General features: G+C 58.5%; 19 protein-coding genes. 16 read left to right on the plus strand and 3 right to left on the minus strand.

What is annotated here, in order from left to right:
- Nucleotides 1-35 precede the first annotated feature (35 nt).
- Nucleotides 36-1,325, minus strand: a complete 1,290-nt coding sequence (locus O8B93_RS10230) for an ABC transporter substrate-binding protein (protein WP_269709698.1) — start codon at nt 1,323-1,325, stop codon at nt 36-38.
- A gap of 117 nt (nt 1,326-1,442) precedes the next feature.
- Between O8B93_RS10230 and O8B93_RS10235 the strand changes: the two genes are divergently transcribed.
- From O8B93_RS10235 to O8B93_RS10290, 12 genes are all read left to right on the plus strand, one after another.
- Complete coding sequence (locus O8B93_RS10235) at nt 1,443-2,141, plus strand: TetR/AcrR family transcriptional regulator (RefSeq protein ID WP_269709699.1); 699 nt, start codon at nt 1,443-1,445, stop codon at nt 2,139-2,141.
- A 245-nt stretch (nt 2,142-2,386) separates the two neighbouring features.
- Nucleotides 2,387-3,529 (plus strand): Gfo/Idh/MocA family protein, encoded by a 1,143-nt coding sequence (locus tag O8B93_RS10240; protein WP_269709700.1) that lies wholly within the window; start codon nt 2,387-2,389, stop codon nt 3,527-3,529.
- Nucleotides 3,530-3,539: 10 nt separating this feature from the next.
- The gene (locus tag O8B93_RS10245; protein ID WP_269709701.1) at nt 3,540-4,703 is read left to right on the plus strand and encodes a dihydrodipicolinate synthase family protein; all 1,164 of its coding nucleotides are present in this window, start codon (nt 3,540-3,542) and stop codon (nt 4,701-4,703) included.
- A gap of 27 nt (nt 4,704-4,730) precedes the next feature.
- Nucleotides 4,731-5,552, plus strand: a complete 822-nt coding sequence (locus O8B93_RS10250; RefSeq protein ID WP_269709702.1) for a sugar phosphate isomerase/epimerase family protein — start codon at nt 4,731-4,733, stop codon at nt 5,550-5,552.
- A 19-nt stretch (nt 5,553-5,571) separates the two neighbouring features.
- Nucleotides 5,572-6,807, plus strand: a complete 1,236-nt coding sequence (locus tag O8B93_RS10255; RefSeq protein ID WP_269709703.1) for a Gfo/Idh/MocA family protein — start codon at nt 5,572-5,574, stop codon at nt 6,805-6,807.
- Nucleotides 6,808-7,140: 333 nt separating this feature from the next.
- Entirely contained in the window at nt 7,141-7,311 is a 171-nt protein-coding gene (locus O8B93_RS10260) for a hypothetical protein (protein ID WP_269709704.1), read from the plus strand.
- Between the two features lie 259 nt (nt 7,312-7,570).
- Nucleotides 7,571-7,780 (plus strand): cold-shock protein, encoded by a 210-nt coding sequence (locus tag O8B93_RS10265; RefSeq protein WP_003508146.1) that lies wholly within the window; start codon nt 7,571-7,573, stop codon nt 7,778-7,780.
- Between the two features lie 111 nt (nt 7,781-7,891).
- On the plus strand, nt 7,892-8,182 hold the full coding sequence (locus tag O8B93_RS10270; protein ID WP_269709709.1) for a cold-shock protein: 291 nt from the start codon (nt 7,892-7,894) through the stop codon (nt 8,180-8,182).
- A gap of 28 nt (nt 8,183-8,210) precedes the next feature.
- Complete coding sequence (rpsU, locus tag O8B93_RS10275; protein ID WP_080827726.1) at nt 8,211-8,447, plus strand: 30S ribosomal protein S21; 237 nt, start codon at nt 8,211-8,213, stop codon at nt 8,445-8,447.
- A gap of 36 nt (nt 8,448-8,483) precedes the next feature.
- Nucleotides 8,484-8,699: a hypothetical protein gene (locus O8B93_RS10280; protein ID WP_269709710.1), complete on the plus strand. Its 216-nt coding sequence runs from the start codon at nt 8,484-8,486 to the stop codon at nt 8,697-8,699.
- Between the two features lie 45 nt (nt 8,700-8,744).
- The gene (locus tag O8B93_RS10285) at nt 8,745-8,882 is read left to right on the plus strand and encodes a hypothetical protein (RefSeq protein WP_269709712.1); all 138 of its coding nucleotides are present in this window, start codon (nt 8,745-8,747) and stop codon (nt 8,880-8,882) included.
- A 553-nt stretch (nt 8,883-9,435) separates the two neighbouring features.
- Nucleotides 9,436-9,723: a hypothetical protein gene (locus O8B93_RS10290; protein WP_269709713.1), complete on the plus strand. Its 288-nt coding sequence runs from the start codon at nt 9,436-9,438 to the stop codon at nt 9,721-9,723.
- 392 nt (nt 9,724-10,115) lie between these two features.
- Here O8B93_RS10290 and O8B93_RS10295 read toward each other — a convergent pair whose 3' ends face one another.
- Complete coding sequence (locus tag O8B93_RS10295; RefSeq protein WP_269709715.1) at nt 10,116-11,213, minus strand: acyltransferase family protein; 1,098 nt, start codon at nt 11,211-11,213, stop codon at nt 10,116-10,118.
- On the opposite strand from O8B93_RS10295, the gene O8B93_RS10300 reads away from it, so the two are divergent.
- The 4 genes from O8B93_RS10300 to O8B93_RS10315 all read left to right on the plus strand — a co-directional run bounded on the left by O8B93_RS10300 (nt 11,212) and on the right by O8B93_RS10315 (nt 15,567).
- On the plus strand, nt 11,212-11,421 hold the full coding sequence (locus tag O8B93_RS10300) for a hypothetical protein (protein ID WP_269709716.1): 210 nt from the start codon (nt 11,212-11,214) through the stop codon (nt 11,419-11,421). The two genes, O8B93_RS10295 and O8B93_RS10300, sit on opposite strands and share 2 nt — an antisense overlap.
- An 87-nt stretch (nt 11,422-11,508) precedes the next feature.
- Entirely contained in the window at nt 11,509-12,033 is a 525-nt protein-coding gene (locus O8B93_RS10305) for an RNA polymerase sigma factor (RefSeq protein ID WP_269709717.1), read from the plus strand.
- Entirely contained in the window at nt 12,030-12,980 is a 951-nt protein-coding gene (locus tag O8B93_RS10310) for a FecR family protein (RefSeq protein WP_269709718.1), read from the plus strand. The genes O8B93_RS10305 and O8B93_RS10310 overlap by 4 nt, the downstream gene beginning before the upstream one ends.
- Nucleotides 12,981-13,068: 88 nt before the next feature.
- A complete protein-coding gene (locus O8B93_RS10315) occupies nt 13,069-15,567 on the plus strand; it encodes a TonB-dependent receptor (RefSeq protein ID WP_269709719.1) in 2,499 nt (832 codons plus the stop codon).
- 60 nt (nt 15,568-15,627) lie between these two features.
- Here O8B93_RS10315 and O8B93_RS10320 read toward each other — a convergent pair whose 3' ends face one another.
- Nucleotides 15,628-16,725, minus strand: coding sequence for a glycoside hydrolase family 88/105 protein (locus O8B93_RS10320; protein WP_269709720.1), 1,098 nt, complete (start codon nt 16,723-16,725; stop codon nt 15,628-15,630).
- Nucleotide 16,726: the final 1 nt, after the last annotated feature.

Consider the following 16,726-nt stretch of genomic DNA (forward strand, 5'->3'; position numbering starts at 1 on the left):
CCCACAAGAGTTTCAGATCGAAAGGCCATAAACCATCACTTCCGTTTGATAACGGTTTCGGATTCCTTGACGAGGCGGTCCCCGCCCTCTTCCGGCGTGATCTTGCCGAAGCCAACTTCTTCCGCCGTGCGTTTCAAAACGAAGGCGAATTCGCCCGCGCCCGGAGGCGGCGCCGGCGGCAGATCGCCGACGCCGGGGGTAATCTCGGCGATGTAATCCACCATGATCTTGCTGACCTCGTCGAGCTTGCTGCTCAGCGCATTGCGCATGGATTCCGAGGCGGGAACGCCGCGCTCGACGCCGAGAATATCGATACCCTCAGGTTCGGCGACGAGGAAGTTGATGAAACCAACCGCCTGTTCGATGCCGGCGCTGCCATTGGCAACGCTGATGAGCATCGAGGGCTTCAGATAATGGCCGGAAGGGCCATCTTTCTTGCTCTTCGGATAGGAGCTTATCGCCAGCTTGGACTTGTTGAGCTTCTGATAACCGACGAACTGGTTGGAATGGGCAAAAGCGGTAGCCGCCTTGCCCGTCGTCAAAGGGTTGGTTTCGATGTTCAGCTGGTCGAGCGCCTGCACATCGGCGGGCACGCAGGCGCCGCTCTTGCGCAGGTCGGCCCACAGGGTGAACCACTTGGTCGCGTCAGTAGGATCGAAGCCGATGGCGCCATCCTGCGTATAAAGCGACTTGCCGTTCTGGCGCAGCCAGTTTTCGAAGCTCGGTTCCACGCCGCTCGCATCGGCCGTGGCATAATAACCGGGTTTCGGCTTGTTCTTGCTGAGTTTGGCGGCGTTTTCGGCGAACTCCTCCCAGGTCTGCCCCGTCGCCGGCGGTGTGGCGCCGGATTTTTCCCAGGCCGCCTTGTCGAAGAAGACAGCGCTCGAATTCACCCCAAGATTGATGCCGTAAAGCTTGCCATCGACCCTGCCGGAATCGATGTTCATCTTGCCGAAATCCTCGATTTTCAGGCCCTTGCCGATATAGTCGTCAAGCGGCGCCAGCGCGCCGCGACGGCCATATTCGAAGATATAGCGATAATCCATCTGGATCAGATCGGGCGCATTCCGGCCCGCCACCTGCGTGGCAAGGCGCGGCCAATAATCGCTCCAGCCGGCAAATTCGCCGGCAATGTCGAGATCGGGCTTCACCTGCTTATAGGCCGATATCGCCTTGTTGGTGCGATCGGCACGCTCCTGCGACCCCCACCACAACATGCGAAGGCGCGCGGCCTGCGCCTGCGCCGACCCTCCCCCCAATGTTGCGAGCGACAGGGCCGCAAGCCCTGTTGAAAGCACACCTCTCCTTTTAAGCATCATGGGCATTGGCAACTCCTCCCTATTGACTGCCAATTGATGATGAACGTAAACGACACTTGCCGTTTTATAACTAATTGGTTACATGGGAACACCGATCACCAACATTGTCAAGCGGGTGCTGAAATGGAAGAAACGACAAAAAACCAGCCACTCGATACGGCCCCGGAAGAAACGCTGCCGCCCAAGCGCAAACGCGCGACGACACAGGTGCGAAACCCTGAAAGAACCCGGGCCGCCATCCTTGAAGCGGCCCGCCGCGAGGTGGCAGCGAAGGGGCTGGCCGGCGCTCGAATCGATGTTGTTGCCCGTCGTGCCGGCACCAACAAACGGATGATCTATCATTATTTCGGCGACAAGGACGCGCTTTATCTTGCGGTTCTTGAGGATGCCTATCGCCATATCCGCCAAACCGAACGGCGGCTTGACCTGACCCGCAAGGCCCCTTCGGATGGGCTGCGGGAACTTGCGCTTTTCACGTGGCACTACTTCCTCGACCACCCTGAATTCCTGAGCATTCTCGCCACGGAAAACCTCAATAAAGCCCGCTATCTCAGGCAATCTCCGACAATTACGGCGATGCATTCGAATTTCATTTCGGAACTTGAAGACGTGCTGCGGCGCGGCAGCGAGGCCGGTGAATTCCGTGACGGCCTCGATCCAATCGACGTCTATCTGACCATCGCTTCGCTCGGCGCCTTCTATCTTTCGAACCGGTTCACGTTGTCGACGATCTTCCAGCGCGACCTGACCGACCCGACCGAGCTGGAACGCTGGGGCCAGCACATCGTCAACACCCTGCTTGCTGCGGTGCGGCCGGTCTGAGCCGTCCGAGAGGAATTCTCTTTTAACAACAGTGACGACGCGCCATTCGCACCCGCGAAGCGCGTCGTTTTCTTTTGCGGCGCGGTAAAGACACGCAATGGCCGCAGCAAGCGATATCCGAATTTTTCCTGCCGAAAACACCTTGACAGATCGCCTTATTCACGACCACAAATAACCAAATGGTTACAAATTGCCATGTTTGACGGAAGCGGCTTTCGGGAAAAGGCCGCCTTGGGAGGAAATTCATGAAACGTATCGGCGTCATCATGCACGGCATCACCGGCCGCATGGGTTACAACCAGCATCTCGTTCGCTCCGTTCTCGCTATTCGCGATCAGGGCGGCGTGCTTTTGAAGAACGGCGAAAGGGTCATGCTTGACCCCATTCTGGTCGGCCGCAACGGCGCAAAGATCGAGGAAATCGCGAAAAAGCATAATGTCGCCCGCTGGACGACCGATATCGATGCGGCGCTTGCAAACCCTGACGATACGCTGTTCTTCGATGCCGGCACGACGCAGATGCGTGGGAGCCTGCTGGAGAAAGCCATCAAGGCCGGCAAGAACGTTTATTGCGAAAAGCCGATTTCCGACACAATGGAAGAGGCTCTGGCGATTGCCCGGCTCGCCGAAAGCGCCGGCATCAAGCATGGCGTGGTGCAGGACAAGCTGTTCCTGCCCGGCCTGCGCAAGCTCGCCATGCTGCGCGACAGCGGATTTTTCGGCAAAATCCTCTCGGTGCGCGGCGAGTTCGGCTACTGGGTATTCGAGGGAGACTGGCAGCCGGCGCAGCGCCCGTCATGGAACTACCGCCTGAAGGACGGCGGCGGCATCATTCTCGATATGCTGTGCCACTGGCGTTATGTGCTCGACAATCTGTTCGGCCCGGTGAAATCGGTGAGCTGCCTCGGCGCCACCCATATTCCGGAACGTTTCGATGAGCAGGGCAAGGCCTATAAGGCGGATGCGGACGACGCGGCCTATGCCACTTTCGAGCTGGAAGGCGGCGCCATCGCCCACATCAACTCCTCATGGGCGGTGCGGGTGCGCCGCGACGATCTCGTCACCTTCCAGGTGGATGGCACCCATGGTTCGGCGGTGGCGGGCCTGACCAAATGCTTCACCCAGCACCGCACCAATACACCGAAACCGGTGTGGAACCCCGACCAGCCGCAGACCATCGATTTCTACAAGACCTGGCAGGAAGTGCCCGACAATGTCGTCTATGACAACGGCTTCAAGGCGCAGTGGGAAATGTTCGTGCGCCACCTCGTCGATAACGATCCGTGGCCCTATGGCCTTATGGAAGGCGTGAAGGGCGTGCAGCTTGCCGAGCTTGGACTGAAATCCTGGAAGGAACGCCGCTGGCTCGACGTTCCCGCTATTTCCTAAGGAGGCGATGGTGAGCGAACTCAAGCTTCCGAAGGATGACCGCAGCATCGAGGTCTACAGACTATCAGGCACGCCGGTCGCGGTTGAGAAACGAAGTGCGGTGGATTTCAACCGCGTCGCCTTCGCCGCCGCCCATGTGGTGGCCGATCCCCTTGCCGATAACGACCCATGGCTGACGCCCGCCATCGACTGGGACGCCACTTTACGTTTCCGTCACCGCCTGTGGGATCTCGGCCTCGGCGTCGCCGAGGCGATGGACACGGCGCAGCGCGGCATGGGGCTCGCGTGGCCGCAGGCGCAGGAACTGATTTCCCGTTCGCTGAAGGAGGCGGCCAGCCGCAAGGATGCGCTGATTGCCTGCGGCGTCGGCACAGACCATCTTGATAGTGGCGGTTATGATGTAAACCAGATTGTTGACTCTTATCTGGAACAGCTTGATTTTGTTCAGGGAGAAGGCGGGCGCGTTATCCTAATGGCGAGCCGTGCATTGGCTGCGGCGGCGCGTTCCCCGGATGACTATCTCAAGGCTTATGCACGGGTCCTCTCCCATGCCGACCAGAAAGTGGTGATCCACTGGCTGGGTGAGATGTTTGACCCGGCGCTTGAGGGTTACTGGGGCTCCGGTGACCACATGCAGGCCATGGAAACCTGCCTTGCCATGCTCGAGGAAAATGCCGACAAGATCGATGGCATCAAGATTTCGCTTCTTTCCAAGGAAAAGGAAATCGTCATGCGCCGCCGCCTGCCGGCTGGTGTGCGCATGTATACCGGCGACGACTTCAACTATGCCGAATTGATCGCCGGTGACGAACAGGGGCACTCGGACGCCCTGCTCGGCATTTTCGACGCCATTGCACCGGCTGCCTCCAAAGCTCTCGCGAGCCTGAAGCGCGGCGCGGACAATGAGTTCTTCGATATTCTGGAGCCGACGGTGGCGCTGTCGCGCCATATCTTCAAGGCCCCAACGCGCTTCTACAAGACCGGCGTGGTGTTCCTCGCCTATCTCAACGGATTGCAGGAGCATTTCACCATGGTTGGCGGGCAGGAAAGCACCCGCTCCACGCAGCATTTCGCCAAGCTTTTCCGGCTGGCGGACAAGGCCAATGTGCTTGCCGAGCCGGATCTCGCAACGCGCCGCATGAAGGCGTTTCTTTCGGTCCGGGGCATTGGCTGAGGCAGCAGAACCAGGGGAGATATCGATATGAGTCTTGAGGGCCTTTCCATCAATTTCGCCACCGTGCGCCAGGGCGGCGCTTTTGGCGCCATCGTTGATGCCTGCCTTGCCCATGGCATCACCGCCATTTCGCCCTGGCGCGAACAGGTGCACGGCGTCGGGCTCGCGGAAGCCGCCCGCATTGTCGAACAGAACGGCCTGCGCCTCAGCGGCCATTGCCGCGGCGGCTTTTTCCCCGCCCCCGATGCGGAAGGCCGCCGCCGCGCCATCGAGGATAATAAACGCGCCGTCGATGAAGCGGCCGCCATGAAGGCCGATTGCCTCGTGCTTGTTGTCGGTGGCCTGCCCGCCGGCTCCCGCGATCTGAAAGGCGCGCGGCAAATGGTGGAGGACGGCATGGCCGAACTTCTGCCCTATGCACGGTACGCTGGCGTGCCGCTGGCCATCGAACCGCTTCACCCCTTTTACGCTGCCGAGCGCGCCTGCTTCAACACACTGAAACAGTCGCTTGATCTCTGCGACCGGCTGGGGGCCGGCACCGGCGTCGCCATCGACGTCTATCACGTCTGGTGGGACCCGGAACTGGAGGAGCAGGTGGCGCGGGCCGGCAGGAACGGGCAAATCCTTGCCCACCACATCTGCGACTGGCTGGTGCCGACCACCGACCCGCTCAATGATCGCGGCATGATGGGTGACGGCGTGATTGACCTCAAGGCATTTCGCGCCATGATCGAGGCTGCCGGCTTCCACGGCCCGCAGGAAGTGGAAATCTTTTCGCATCGCTGGCAGGCGCGGCCAATGGACGAGGTCCTGTCCACGGTGGTCGAGCGTTTCAAGACTGTTTGTTGAGATATCCGGGAGAGATACAATGCCTGAAAGGCTGAAACGCAAACGCTATGCGCTGGTCGGCACCGGCAATCGCGGCACCACCATGTGGGGCCGCGAACTTCTGGCCGGCTGGAGCGATTATGTCGAGCTGGTCGGCATTTGCGACCTGAACCTGATGCGCGCCGAACGCGCCCGCGCCATGATGGGATCGAACGCACCGCTTTATGACGATTTCGACCGGATGATGCTGGAGCAGCGCCCGGAACTGGTGATCGTCTGCACGCCTGACGATACGCATGACGGCATCATCATCCGCGCCCTGGAAGGCGGAGCCGATGTCATCAGCGAAAAACCGATGACCACCACCCCGGAAAAGATCGACCGCATCCGCGCGGCGGAGGCCAAAAGCGGCCGCCGGGTCGATGTGTCCTTCAATTACCGTTTCTCCCCCACCGCCGCGCGGATCAAGGAACTGATCGACGACGGGGCCATCGGCACCGTCACGTCAGTCGATTTTCACTGGTATCTCGACAACCAGCACGGTGCGGACTATTTCCGCCGCTGGCACGCCTTTACCGAACATTCCGGCAGCCTGTTCGTGCACAAGGCCACCCACCATTTCGATCTCTTGAACTGGTATCTCGATTCCGATCCCGTCGAAGTGAAGGGTTTCGGACAGCTGCTGCACTATGGCAAGAACGGCCCGTTCCGCGGAACGCGCTGTCGCACCTGTCCGCACAAGGATGAGTGCGATTATTTCATGGATCTCGGCGCCGATCCTTTCCTCGATGCGCTCTACGAAGATCCGTCGAGCATTGACGGTTATATGCGCGATGCCTGCGTCTTCCGTGAGGAAATCGACATCCCCGATACGATGAGCGCCTCGATCCGTTATGCCAGCGGCGTACAGGTCTCCTATTCGCTCAACACCTATATGCCGATAGAGGGCCATCACATCGCCTTTAACGGGCACAAAGGCCGCATCGAGATGCGCCAGTATGAAAAGCAGCCCTGGACAGAGCCGCCGGCCGATGAAATCCTGCTGGTGAAAAGCTTCGGCGGCGGTGTCGAGCATATCTGGGTGCCGCATGAGCCGGGCGGCCACTACGGCGGCGACAACCGCATGCGCGACATGATCTTCAAGCCGGGTTCCAACGACCGGCTGCGGCAGCGGGCGGGCTCACGCGCCGGCGCCATGTCTGTCCTCTGTGGCGTGGCCGCGCTGAGAAGTGCCCGCGAAGGCGGCTCGCAGCCGGTAAAGTCGCTGCCGCTGTGACCGATTCTGGCCCGTGGCGTGTCAAGCCGCGGGCCAAGGGCGGCAATTGCCAAAAAGAACAGACGATATTCCGCAGATTACGCGCTTCTTCCATGCCGGTAAAATGATCGCCGGGGGAAGAAAGAGTGAATCATGTCCAGTTTTGAATCCTTCGTTCCGCTCATCATCATCGGCGCCAGCCTCTTCCTGTTTTTCAAATGGGTCGGACGCGATATGAACCGCGAAGAGAAAAAGCCGCGCACCCGCCGCTGACGCTTCCGCACTATTCCGTACCTTGCGCGGTTGCGGAACTTCGTCCGCTTCCCGACGTTTTCCTGCCAAAGGAGAACGCCCATGACGCAGCAGCAAAAACCGAAAACCACCGACAAAAATCCCTCTAAGGCAAACGACATTCCGCCCGCCGGTCCGCACGCCAAACCCTCACTGACCGACTACGAAAAGACCCCAGGCGCCGGTAGCCTGCCGGACGATGACAGCCGGGACGTGACCCCTGGCGCGGGCTGAAAACCAGCCGCGCCGGACCATTCTGAACAAGATATTTCACTTATAAAACAGTCAATTAAGCCATCAAATTGGCAACGAACCCTATTTTCCGGGCCCAGTCATTGCAAAATCGAAAATTGTGCCTATATTTAGTTTCATCGACCATTGCTTGTGACGTCGTTACCGGAACCTAGTGTTCCCCGTCGGATTTCCTCTCAAAAATCGATCTAATCCCGCAAGGTATCGCGGGAACCACAACGATTCTAAAAAGGAGATCGTTATGAACACTGGTACTGTAAAGTGGTTTAACGCCACCAAGGGCTTCGGCTTCATTCAGCCTGACAACGGCGGCACGGACGTTTTCGTTCACATTTCTGCTGTTGAGCGCGCTGGCATGCGTTCGCTGAACGACGGCCAGAAGATCAGCTATGAGATCGTTCAGGACCGCCGGTCCGGAAAAAGCTCTGCCGATAACCTTCAGGCAGCTTGATATTCGTCATTTTGGCCCCGCAGACCACGGATGTACTGGCTGCAGGTGCAAATGACTGTGAGAGGTCGGGTCAAAGCCCGGCCTTTTGTTTTTGGGCCATGGAGGTCCTTAATGCGCAAAAATCCCTATCGTTGTGGCGATGACGTGTTTTTGAAGTCAGGGGTCCTCGGCAATACCCAGCCCGACGGCCCAGGCCGGATCACGTTAGTCATGCCCGAAGCGCAGGGAACGGTTCGTTACAGGGTACGTTTCCAGCATGAGAATTTCGAGCGCAACGTCGCGCTCGATGACATTGATGCGCAGATGTCGACGGCATCGCGGCCAAGCAAAGGCGAAAGCCATGCGCCACGCGAAACCGGATCGAGCTGGATCAATCTGAATACGATCAAAATCAGAAAATAGCGGCATCGGCTGCTTAAAGGAGATATTCTTGCAAGTACTCGTCAGAGACAACAATGTAGAGCAAGCCCTTCGCGTCCTGAAAAAGAGAATGCAGCGTGAAGGCATTTTCCGCGAGATGCGCGCCCGGGAATCCTATGAAAAGCCGTCGGAAAAGCGTGTTCGCGAACAGGCCGAGGCCGTGCGCCGCCACCGCAAGCTGGAAAAGAAGAAAATGCAGCGCGAAGGCCTGCTGCCAGCGCCCAAAAAGGCCGCCCGTACCCGGTAATCACTCGATACCGCTCTTCCGTGAAGGAGAACTGCCATGGCCGCGACTAAAGAAGCTTTTTTCAAGCCCGGAAAACTGTCCGCGCAGGATAAAGCATCATTGACCGATAGCGCGGCAAAGCAGATCATCAACGCCGAAGCCGACCAGCGCGCCCGCAAGACAGAACGCCTTCGCCAGCTTCGCGAGGCACAGGAAGCGACGATTGTTGCCGCCGAGCCTGTGCCCGCGAAAAAACGATCCGGCGGGAAATAGCGGACGGGTTTTACCATTACCCGGTCAACACAGGAGGACGACATCATGGCAAAGGGTCAGTTACGCAGCAACAAGGAAGTCCGCAAGCCGAAGAAGGACAAGGCAAAGGCACCTGCCGCGACGCCAGCGGGTTCGCAGGTCAAATTCGCAAACGCCACGACAGCGGATGGTAAAAAGAAATAGGGTGCCTCATCGGTCTGCAAGCCGCGATTATAAAAGCATCATTAGGGATGCCGGACTTGTTTTGGCCACATTGCCCCTCTAAATAGGTCTCATGGCAACTGCTGGTGAGCGCGAATGAAATCGTCGTTCGCAGTTGTTTTAGTCGCTTCAGACTTTTGACCACGGATGTACTGGCACTGGTGTAGAGAGCGATATGAGGAAGGTCGGTGCAATATTGCCCCGGCCTTTTTTGTTGCCTGTGCGCGACATTTTAGAGATTGCGCAACACGGATCGCCTACCGAATTGCCTTGCCTATTTCACCCAAAGGGCGCACTCTTCTTCATCGGTAATTAAAGGGCGTTGCCGCCGTCAGGCCTGTATGCCGTCCCCCAGCCCCTGTTTCCTCCCCTTTTCATCAATAGGCAGGAACGATCCCGGCACTTAGATGACATTGATGACGGCACGGGCCGGGAATGATGTTCCTGGTGCGCCCGTGTTTCGAAGCGTTGAAGCGTCACGGCATCCCCTGCCCGACGCTCCGGCTTTTGTGAACTCACAAGAAAGGAGGACATCATGTCTTCCGCTTATGAAAATTGCATCATCACGTCGCAGGACCTCAAAATGCTCCAGTCCGTGCTGGAAGGTCTCGGCTATGATCGCCACACCATGGATGGCGAAGTCCTGCTCTACAACAATGCAGCCCGCAAGGTGATCGAGCTTTTTCAGGATGGCTTGACCGATCCCGCCGATATTTCGGAGGAAATGCTGTTTCTGTTCGGCGTTCACAAATATGAACGCGTCAAACCGTGGAAACCGCTGCCGCGTTACGCCATCCAGGGCCTGCCGCCCCTTTACCGGTGATCCTCTGGCGCCGGCAACTCGCCGCCAACCCGCGATTGAGCCGTCAAAATCACCGATGAAAATAGCGGCTTGGCAAAAGCCGTATATCAGGCAACACTGAAGTTCGGCGTCCCGCGCGCGATCAGGCGCGCCAAGGATGTTGGGGGATGGACCAATACTTCAGGCTGAAGGCGCAACCATGACCGGTCTGTGCTGAGCCCGAACGGTTCATACCGGCGTTGCGTCTGCGTGGAGGGTGAGTATGACGTATGACTGGAGCGGCCGCAGGATGCGGCGCGTGCGAGCGGCAAAACTGACGATCATCAGCCTCGTCGCAGCATTCGTGCTGACGGCTCCGATTTTCGCCCATATTTGAGATCGCCAATATTTAGATCGACAGTCCGCCCGTTGGGCTAGACCGGCTGGTGGATTTCCGCGCGTTTTCTCAAGCGGCTTTTCAGCCATTTCTGAACGGGCTGGTCGAAATAGACCGTCAGCCACCATGAGACGCAAGTTACGGCAACAAGGAAAACGATACCGGCCGGCAGTGCGATGGTTTCCCGCGTGGCCGCCGGCACCAGAAACTCCGTCCAGGCCAGAAGCGGAATATGCAGCACATAGACCGCGTAGGATGCCGTGCCGAGAAACACCGACACCGACCCTACCTTCGGACCCGGCACGGTCCTGCTGGCCACGAACAGCAGCAGCGGCCAGACGAACAGCACAACAGCGAGATCGAAAAACGGTCGCAGCTCGCGCGACATGGGCACCGCGAGAATGAAGCAGACCAGCAGCAGGCAAAGACCGGCCTGCACCGGTTTCAACACCGGAACGCGGTTGCGAAAACGGTAGATCAGCACACCGGCAAAAAACGAGAAAAACACCCGGCCCATGCCGGCATACATTTCTTGCCAGCGGAACCCGGCATGCAGCTTGCCGAATTCCGCCGCCGCCACCATCAGCACGATGACGCTGACCCCGAGCACCAAAACCGTCTGTTTGATCGTCGCCCGCACACCCCAGCGGGCATAAACCGCATTCACCACCAGTTCGTTGAACAGCGACCACGCCGGGCTGACCAGAAACAGGGCGCCGTTCAGCGTCAACGTAAAGGGTGCGGGCAGGAACAGAAGCCCCGTGACGAGGGCAAAAGCCAGTTCGCCGGGATCGATGAGACGATGCAGATCATCGATCGGCGTTGGCAGGCCCAGCACGTAAAGGCAGATGAAATAGGCCACCATCAAGACCAGCGCCAGCACATAGAGCGGATAAAGACGGGCAAACCGCGCCTTCATGAAAAAGCCCGGCGTAATTGTCCCCTGATATAGCTTCCTGCCATAGGCGTGGGCCAGCACGAAGCCGCTGAGCGCAAAAAACAGATCGACGGCGAGATAGCTCGACGCCGGATCGCGACCGAAAAACTGCTCCGCATGGCGGTGAACGATAAAAAGTGCAGCCACACCCCTTATGCCGTCAAGCAAGATGAAACGTTCCGGGGGTGACTGGATCATGGCATTGGAGCTCGGTGACAACGGATTCCGGTTATATCTCAAAAACGAGGTTTATCGCACCGCGGTTCATTTCTTCCAGTCACAAACCGTTCAGCGCAGACTGCTTCCTACAGATGCCGTCCGAATATCTCCAGAGCAGAACCGGTCCCTGAAGAGTGTTGAATTCGTACGCGGCGAGGAAGACTTCCGCCAGCCTCAAAATACATGACAATAATAGTCATGTTTATTGCCATGCCGTGATTTTTCACCTATGTAACGCGGAAACGCTCAACCCTTCCGACTGGGAAACCGCCGCATGTGGAGCAAACCCACGTCACGCGCACTCGTTGATGATGCCGTGCAGCTCTATTATCAAGACCTGTGCCAGGCCATGAACCGGCGTGGGCACACCACCGCAATGTCGCAGGAAATTGTGCACGACCTCTATCTGCGGCTCACCGGCAGGCCCCGGCTTCCTGCAAATGCCTCCCTGGTCCGTGCATTTCTCGTGCGCGCGTGCGCCAATCTGGGTATCGATAGACTTCGCAGAGAGCAATTTGAACGCAGGTTGTTTTCCGGCAGCATGGAAGAAGCACTCGCCGCGCCGCAGCCGGCGACAGATGCAGACAGCAGCGCTGACAGGGACCATCGGCTCAAAGTTCTGCGACGTGCGGTCATGAGCATGTCGCTGCAGCGCCGCCAGGTCTTTATTGCCAGCACTATCGGCAACCTAAGCTCGGTCGAAATTGCGTTACGCAGCGGCATCAGTAAGAACATGGTGGATCGGCATCTTCGCAAAGCCTACCTCCATTGCCTGGAATGCATGGAGGAGACGCTGTGACGGCGAAAGCAAAAACCTCTGCCACGCTACGCGAAGAGGCCGTCGACTGGTTTCTGCAACTGCGGGACCGGCCGGAAGATGCGGCTTTGTCGGCGCGGTTCGGCGCCTGGATCAACTGCGACGAACGACATGCGGAATCCTATGAGCGTGTCCGATGTCTCATGGGCGATGCTGGCGCCCTGATGGCCAGCGATCAGGCCTTTTTACTTAAAGCGACACATAAAAGGACAGGCGGCAAGGGCAAGGCGGCAGCGGCGGCAATTACCGGCGTCCTGCTTCTCACAGGTTTCTACCTCGCAGATATACCTCTGCGCTTGAACTCCGACTACATGTCCGGCACCGCGGAGCGCCGGGTCGTGACCACGCCGGATGGATCCATCATTACCCTAAACGCCAATTCTGCCATCGCGCTCAACTTCTCGCCACGGCAGCGTCGTATTGTGCTGCTGCGTGGCGAAATCTACGTTGAGGTTGCTCCAGATTCCACAAGGCCCTTTTCGGTCGAGGCAGCGGGCGGCAGGACGACTGCACTGGGTACCGCCTTTGACATCGACATGCGCGATGAAGCAACGAGCGTGACGGTACTGCAACATAGCGTGCAGGTGGAAACCGGCAGGCAGGGCCAGAGTGGCCATATTGTTGAAAACCAGCGCGTGGACTACTCCACCGATGGCCGGCTTGGCAGCATCGAAACGGTCGACCCCTCCTCTGTTGCCGCGTGGCGTGAAGGACGCCTGATTTTCGAAAACAGACCACTCGTCGAGGTGGTCGAGAGCTTCGAGCGTTATCTTCCCGGCCGCATTGTCGTGGCGCGCGCGGCCCTTCGAGGAAAACGGCTGTCGGGTAATTTTGACCTCTCGAACCCGGCTGCTGCACTTGAGGATCTGGCTACCGCGCTTGACATCAGAGTGGTTAAAGCGGGCTCCTATCTGACGGTTCTATATTGAGTGATATTTCTTCTCAGGGGGTGTCCCTGGAAGAGGGCCTTATTCGTTCGTGGAGCAGAAAACTTCTGCTGCCCCGGAGATGCCCGAAATGACGAGATTACACACCCCTTTGTGCCACAGGACCCTTGCTTCGGTGGTCTCCCTCCTGCTTGCCGGTGCGGCATTAACGGCCGTTCCAGCGCAGGGTTTGGCGCAGCAAAAACAAAAGATCCAGATTGACCTGCCTGCAGGCACCATGGTGATGGCGCTCAACCGCCTCGCCAGCCAGTCCGGCTTGCAGATGGTCTACGACGCCGCCGTTGCAAACGGCCTTAAAAGCAAAGCCATATCGGGCAACATGACGCCCGCCGAAGCGCTTGAGCGTCTGCTTGCGGGAACTGGCATCAGTTACCGGTTCGTTGGCGACAAAACCGTCCGCATGCAAATGGCCGGTAATTCCATTGCTATTGTCGAAAACGATGGAAGCACAGTTTTGCAACCGATCACGCTCAGAGGCGGACGCGTCTTCAACGGTGATGCCCCAAGTGTCGTCGAGATCGATTCAGCCACTATCGAGGCGGCGCAGTCCAATTCCCTGCCGCAACTTCTCCAGAAAACCCCGGGCGTCAGCTCCAGTGGCGGCGTGCGCTCGCAGGGTCAATCCACCTCCATTCGCGGCTTTGCCCGGCAGTCCGACGTGCGGCTTCTGCTTGACGGCGCGCCGAAGAATTTCGAGCGCTACGACCAGGGAACGGTCTTCATCGATCCGGAACTGCTGAAACGTGTGGAAATCCAGAAAGGCGCGACATCAGTCCGCTACGGCAATGGTGGCTTCGGTGGCACGGTCATCATGGAAAGCAAAACGGCTTCCGACATGCTGAAACCCGGTCAGAGCTTCGGCGCATGGGGCAAGACCAGCTTCCAGTCGGCTAACAAACAGAAGCTCGGATCGGCGGCGATCTACGGCAAATCCGATTTCGGCGGACCCGTGACCTATGACGGGCTGGCCTCGGTTATCTGGCGCAAGAGTGACAATATGCGTGTCGGTGGTGGTCAGGTCTATGACGCTTCCAACGACAAGATAACCTCGTTTTCCGCCAATGCCGGTGCTGCCTATGACGGCCACGAGCTGCGCGCTTCTGTCATTTACGGCAAATCTGCCGATTACGGACCACTGGCAGCCAATCGTGGCGATCTCGGTCTGACGGCTTACTCCATCAAGACCTATGGCTACGATCTGGCGCGACTGCGAGCACTGGCCTGGCGCGACATGGAGGATTTCTCCTCGACGCTGAAATACTCCTATGACGGTGACAGCGACCTCGTGAATTTCAAGGCAATGGCGAGTTTTTCCGCCACCAGTCTCGACATGACCCGGCCGGCCATTCCCGGTTTCGTTCCCACCGGTTCACTGGGAGGCATGCAGGACGACACGAAATATACCGACTTCAAGCTGGAGGCGGAAAACACCTCGAATTTCGAGTTGGGCGGCTTGGCCCACGTCGCCAATTACGGCGTGCAATATATGCGCCACGAGCGGGATTCGTGGATGTACGACATCGCCAACCGTAACAGCGCCCAATATAATTTCGGCCGCTATGCCTCATGGATCAAGCCGGAAGGCACGCAGGAGACAATCGCCGCCTTCTTCCGCGACGAGATTAGCCTGACCGACACGTTCAAGGTAACGCCCGGCATAAGATTTGACCATATTCGCTCCGAAGGTCTTCCAAATGCAGCGCCGCGCTATAACACGCCGGCCGCCGGTCACGATTATTCTGCCGTGTCCCACAGCGGCGCGACGCCGGCTCTCAGCATGCGCTGGGAAGCGGTGCCCGGCACCACATTCTTTGCAGACTGGGCCTATGCCATGCGCGCGCCGGTCATTGACGAACTCTATTCAAGCCAGAGTCTGGCAACCGCGGCGTCGGGAACATCGCGCAATCTGAAAGTCGAGCGCGACAACAACTTCAATCTCGGCGTTTCACAGCGTTTCGATGACGTGTTCCTGAATGGCGACAGCCTGACGGCCTCGATCGGCGGCTTCTACAACAATGTCACCAACCCCATTACCCGGCGTTTCGGCAGCGCCAATCTCGCCCGGGTCAAGAATGTGCCGTTCTACTGGAATACGCCATCCTACAAGATTTACGGCCTGGACGTTTCGGCGAACTATGATTCCGACCATATCTTCGGCAATCTCGGGCTCTCCTGGATGAACGGCTCCCGCAACGGCGCGATCAACGACGTCTATGGTCCCGATACCTATATGAACGACCTGTCACCGCTGACGGCCAACCTTCAACTGGGTTACAAGCTGCCTGACTGGGACCTGGCACTCAGCTGGAACGGGCAGTTCGTGGCCCATCAAGAGCGCACGCCCGTCAATCAGGGAACGGGGTATTTTTACGCCCGGCCGGAAAGCCTCGGTTATGCCGTACACGGAATCGCCGTCGACTGGACACCGAAGGAAGGCATGATGGCCGGACTGGAAGTGCATGCCGCGGTCGAAAACCTGTTCGACAAATATTACTTCCCCTATCTCAGCGATGGCATCGCCGCCCAGCCGGGCCGCAATTTCAAGCTGTCGATCAGCCGCAGGTTCTAAACGCTATATCAGGCTAAAAACCGACGGGGCGGAAAGCGCTTTCGCCCCCTCACCCACCTCTCACTTCAAGGAAAGACTTTCAGCATAAGCCATCATCAGCGGCCCGACACCCTTTGCATCGTCGGATACGACCGGCTCCGTCAGATAATAGCCCGGCGTTCCATCACGGTAGTTGCCCTCGAAACCGCCGAGCCCGGCGACATGCACGATGCCGGTCAGTCGGACAACACCCTGCTCGTCCAATTCGAGGCGCGTTTCCAGAAGTGCGGCAAGCGCGTGGCGGCCAGCCGAAAGGGCGGCCTCTGCCTCCTCGCCCTGCAAGAGGAGCCCCAGCCGGACCGCACGCAGCAGGGCATAAGTGAACATGGCGGAGGCGGAGGTTTCCGCGTAATTGCCGGCAAGGCCCGGATTGTCGAGCACCTGCATCCAGAGACCAGCCTGTGTCTGCCGTTCAATGATACTGGCCAGAAGCCGTCGCGTCTTCTCACGAAGCTCGGCCGTCGCATCGTCGTCCGGCAAGATGACCAGCGCATCCACCAGCGCCATGGCAAGCCAGCCTACCGCCCGCGCCCAGATGGCCGGCGATTTGCCGCTCCCAGGATCGGCCCAGCGCTGGCTGCGGCTCTCGTCATAACCATGAACGTAAAGACCACCGGCATCCGCTGTCAGCGCAAGCGCAGCTAAAAACTGCCTTAGCGCGTCCTCGATCAGCTCCCGGCGGCCCGTCGCCTGCCCATATTCGATCTGGAATGGTAGCCCCATATAGAGGCCATCGAGCCAGACCTGATGCGGGTAGCGCCTCTTGTGCCAGTAGTTGCCGGCATCGGTGCGCGGATGGTTCTGGAGTTGGCCTGCCAGATGCCCCGCTGCCGCCAGATAACGGGCATCCCCGGTTTCCGCCGACAGGGGAAAGAGAATGCGTCCGGCAAGGATATGGTCGATATTATATTCCTGCGGATCATAACCGGCGAGCGTTCCATCCGCGGCGATCTGGGCATCGGCCAGACGGTGCAAATGGTCGTTCCAGCGCGCGTCGCCCGTCGCCTCGAACAGCTGCTGCAGACCACGATAGACACAACCATCCTCGTAACACCAGCTGCCACCTTTGTAATGCTTGTATCGGTTAGAGAATTGATCAAAATATTCAGTGGCTTTCATG

The sequence above is a fragment of the Martinezella rhizogenes genome, from assembly GCF_027460065.1.
Classification (GTDB): domain Bacteria; phylum Pseudomonadota; class Alphaproteobacteria; order Rhizobiales; family Rhizobiaceae; genus Agrobacterium; species Agrobacterium rhizogenes_C.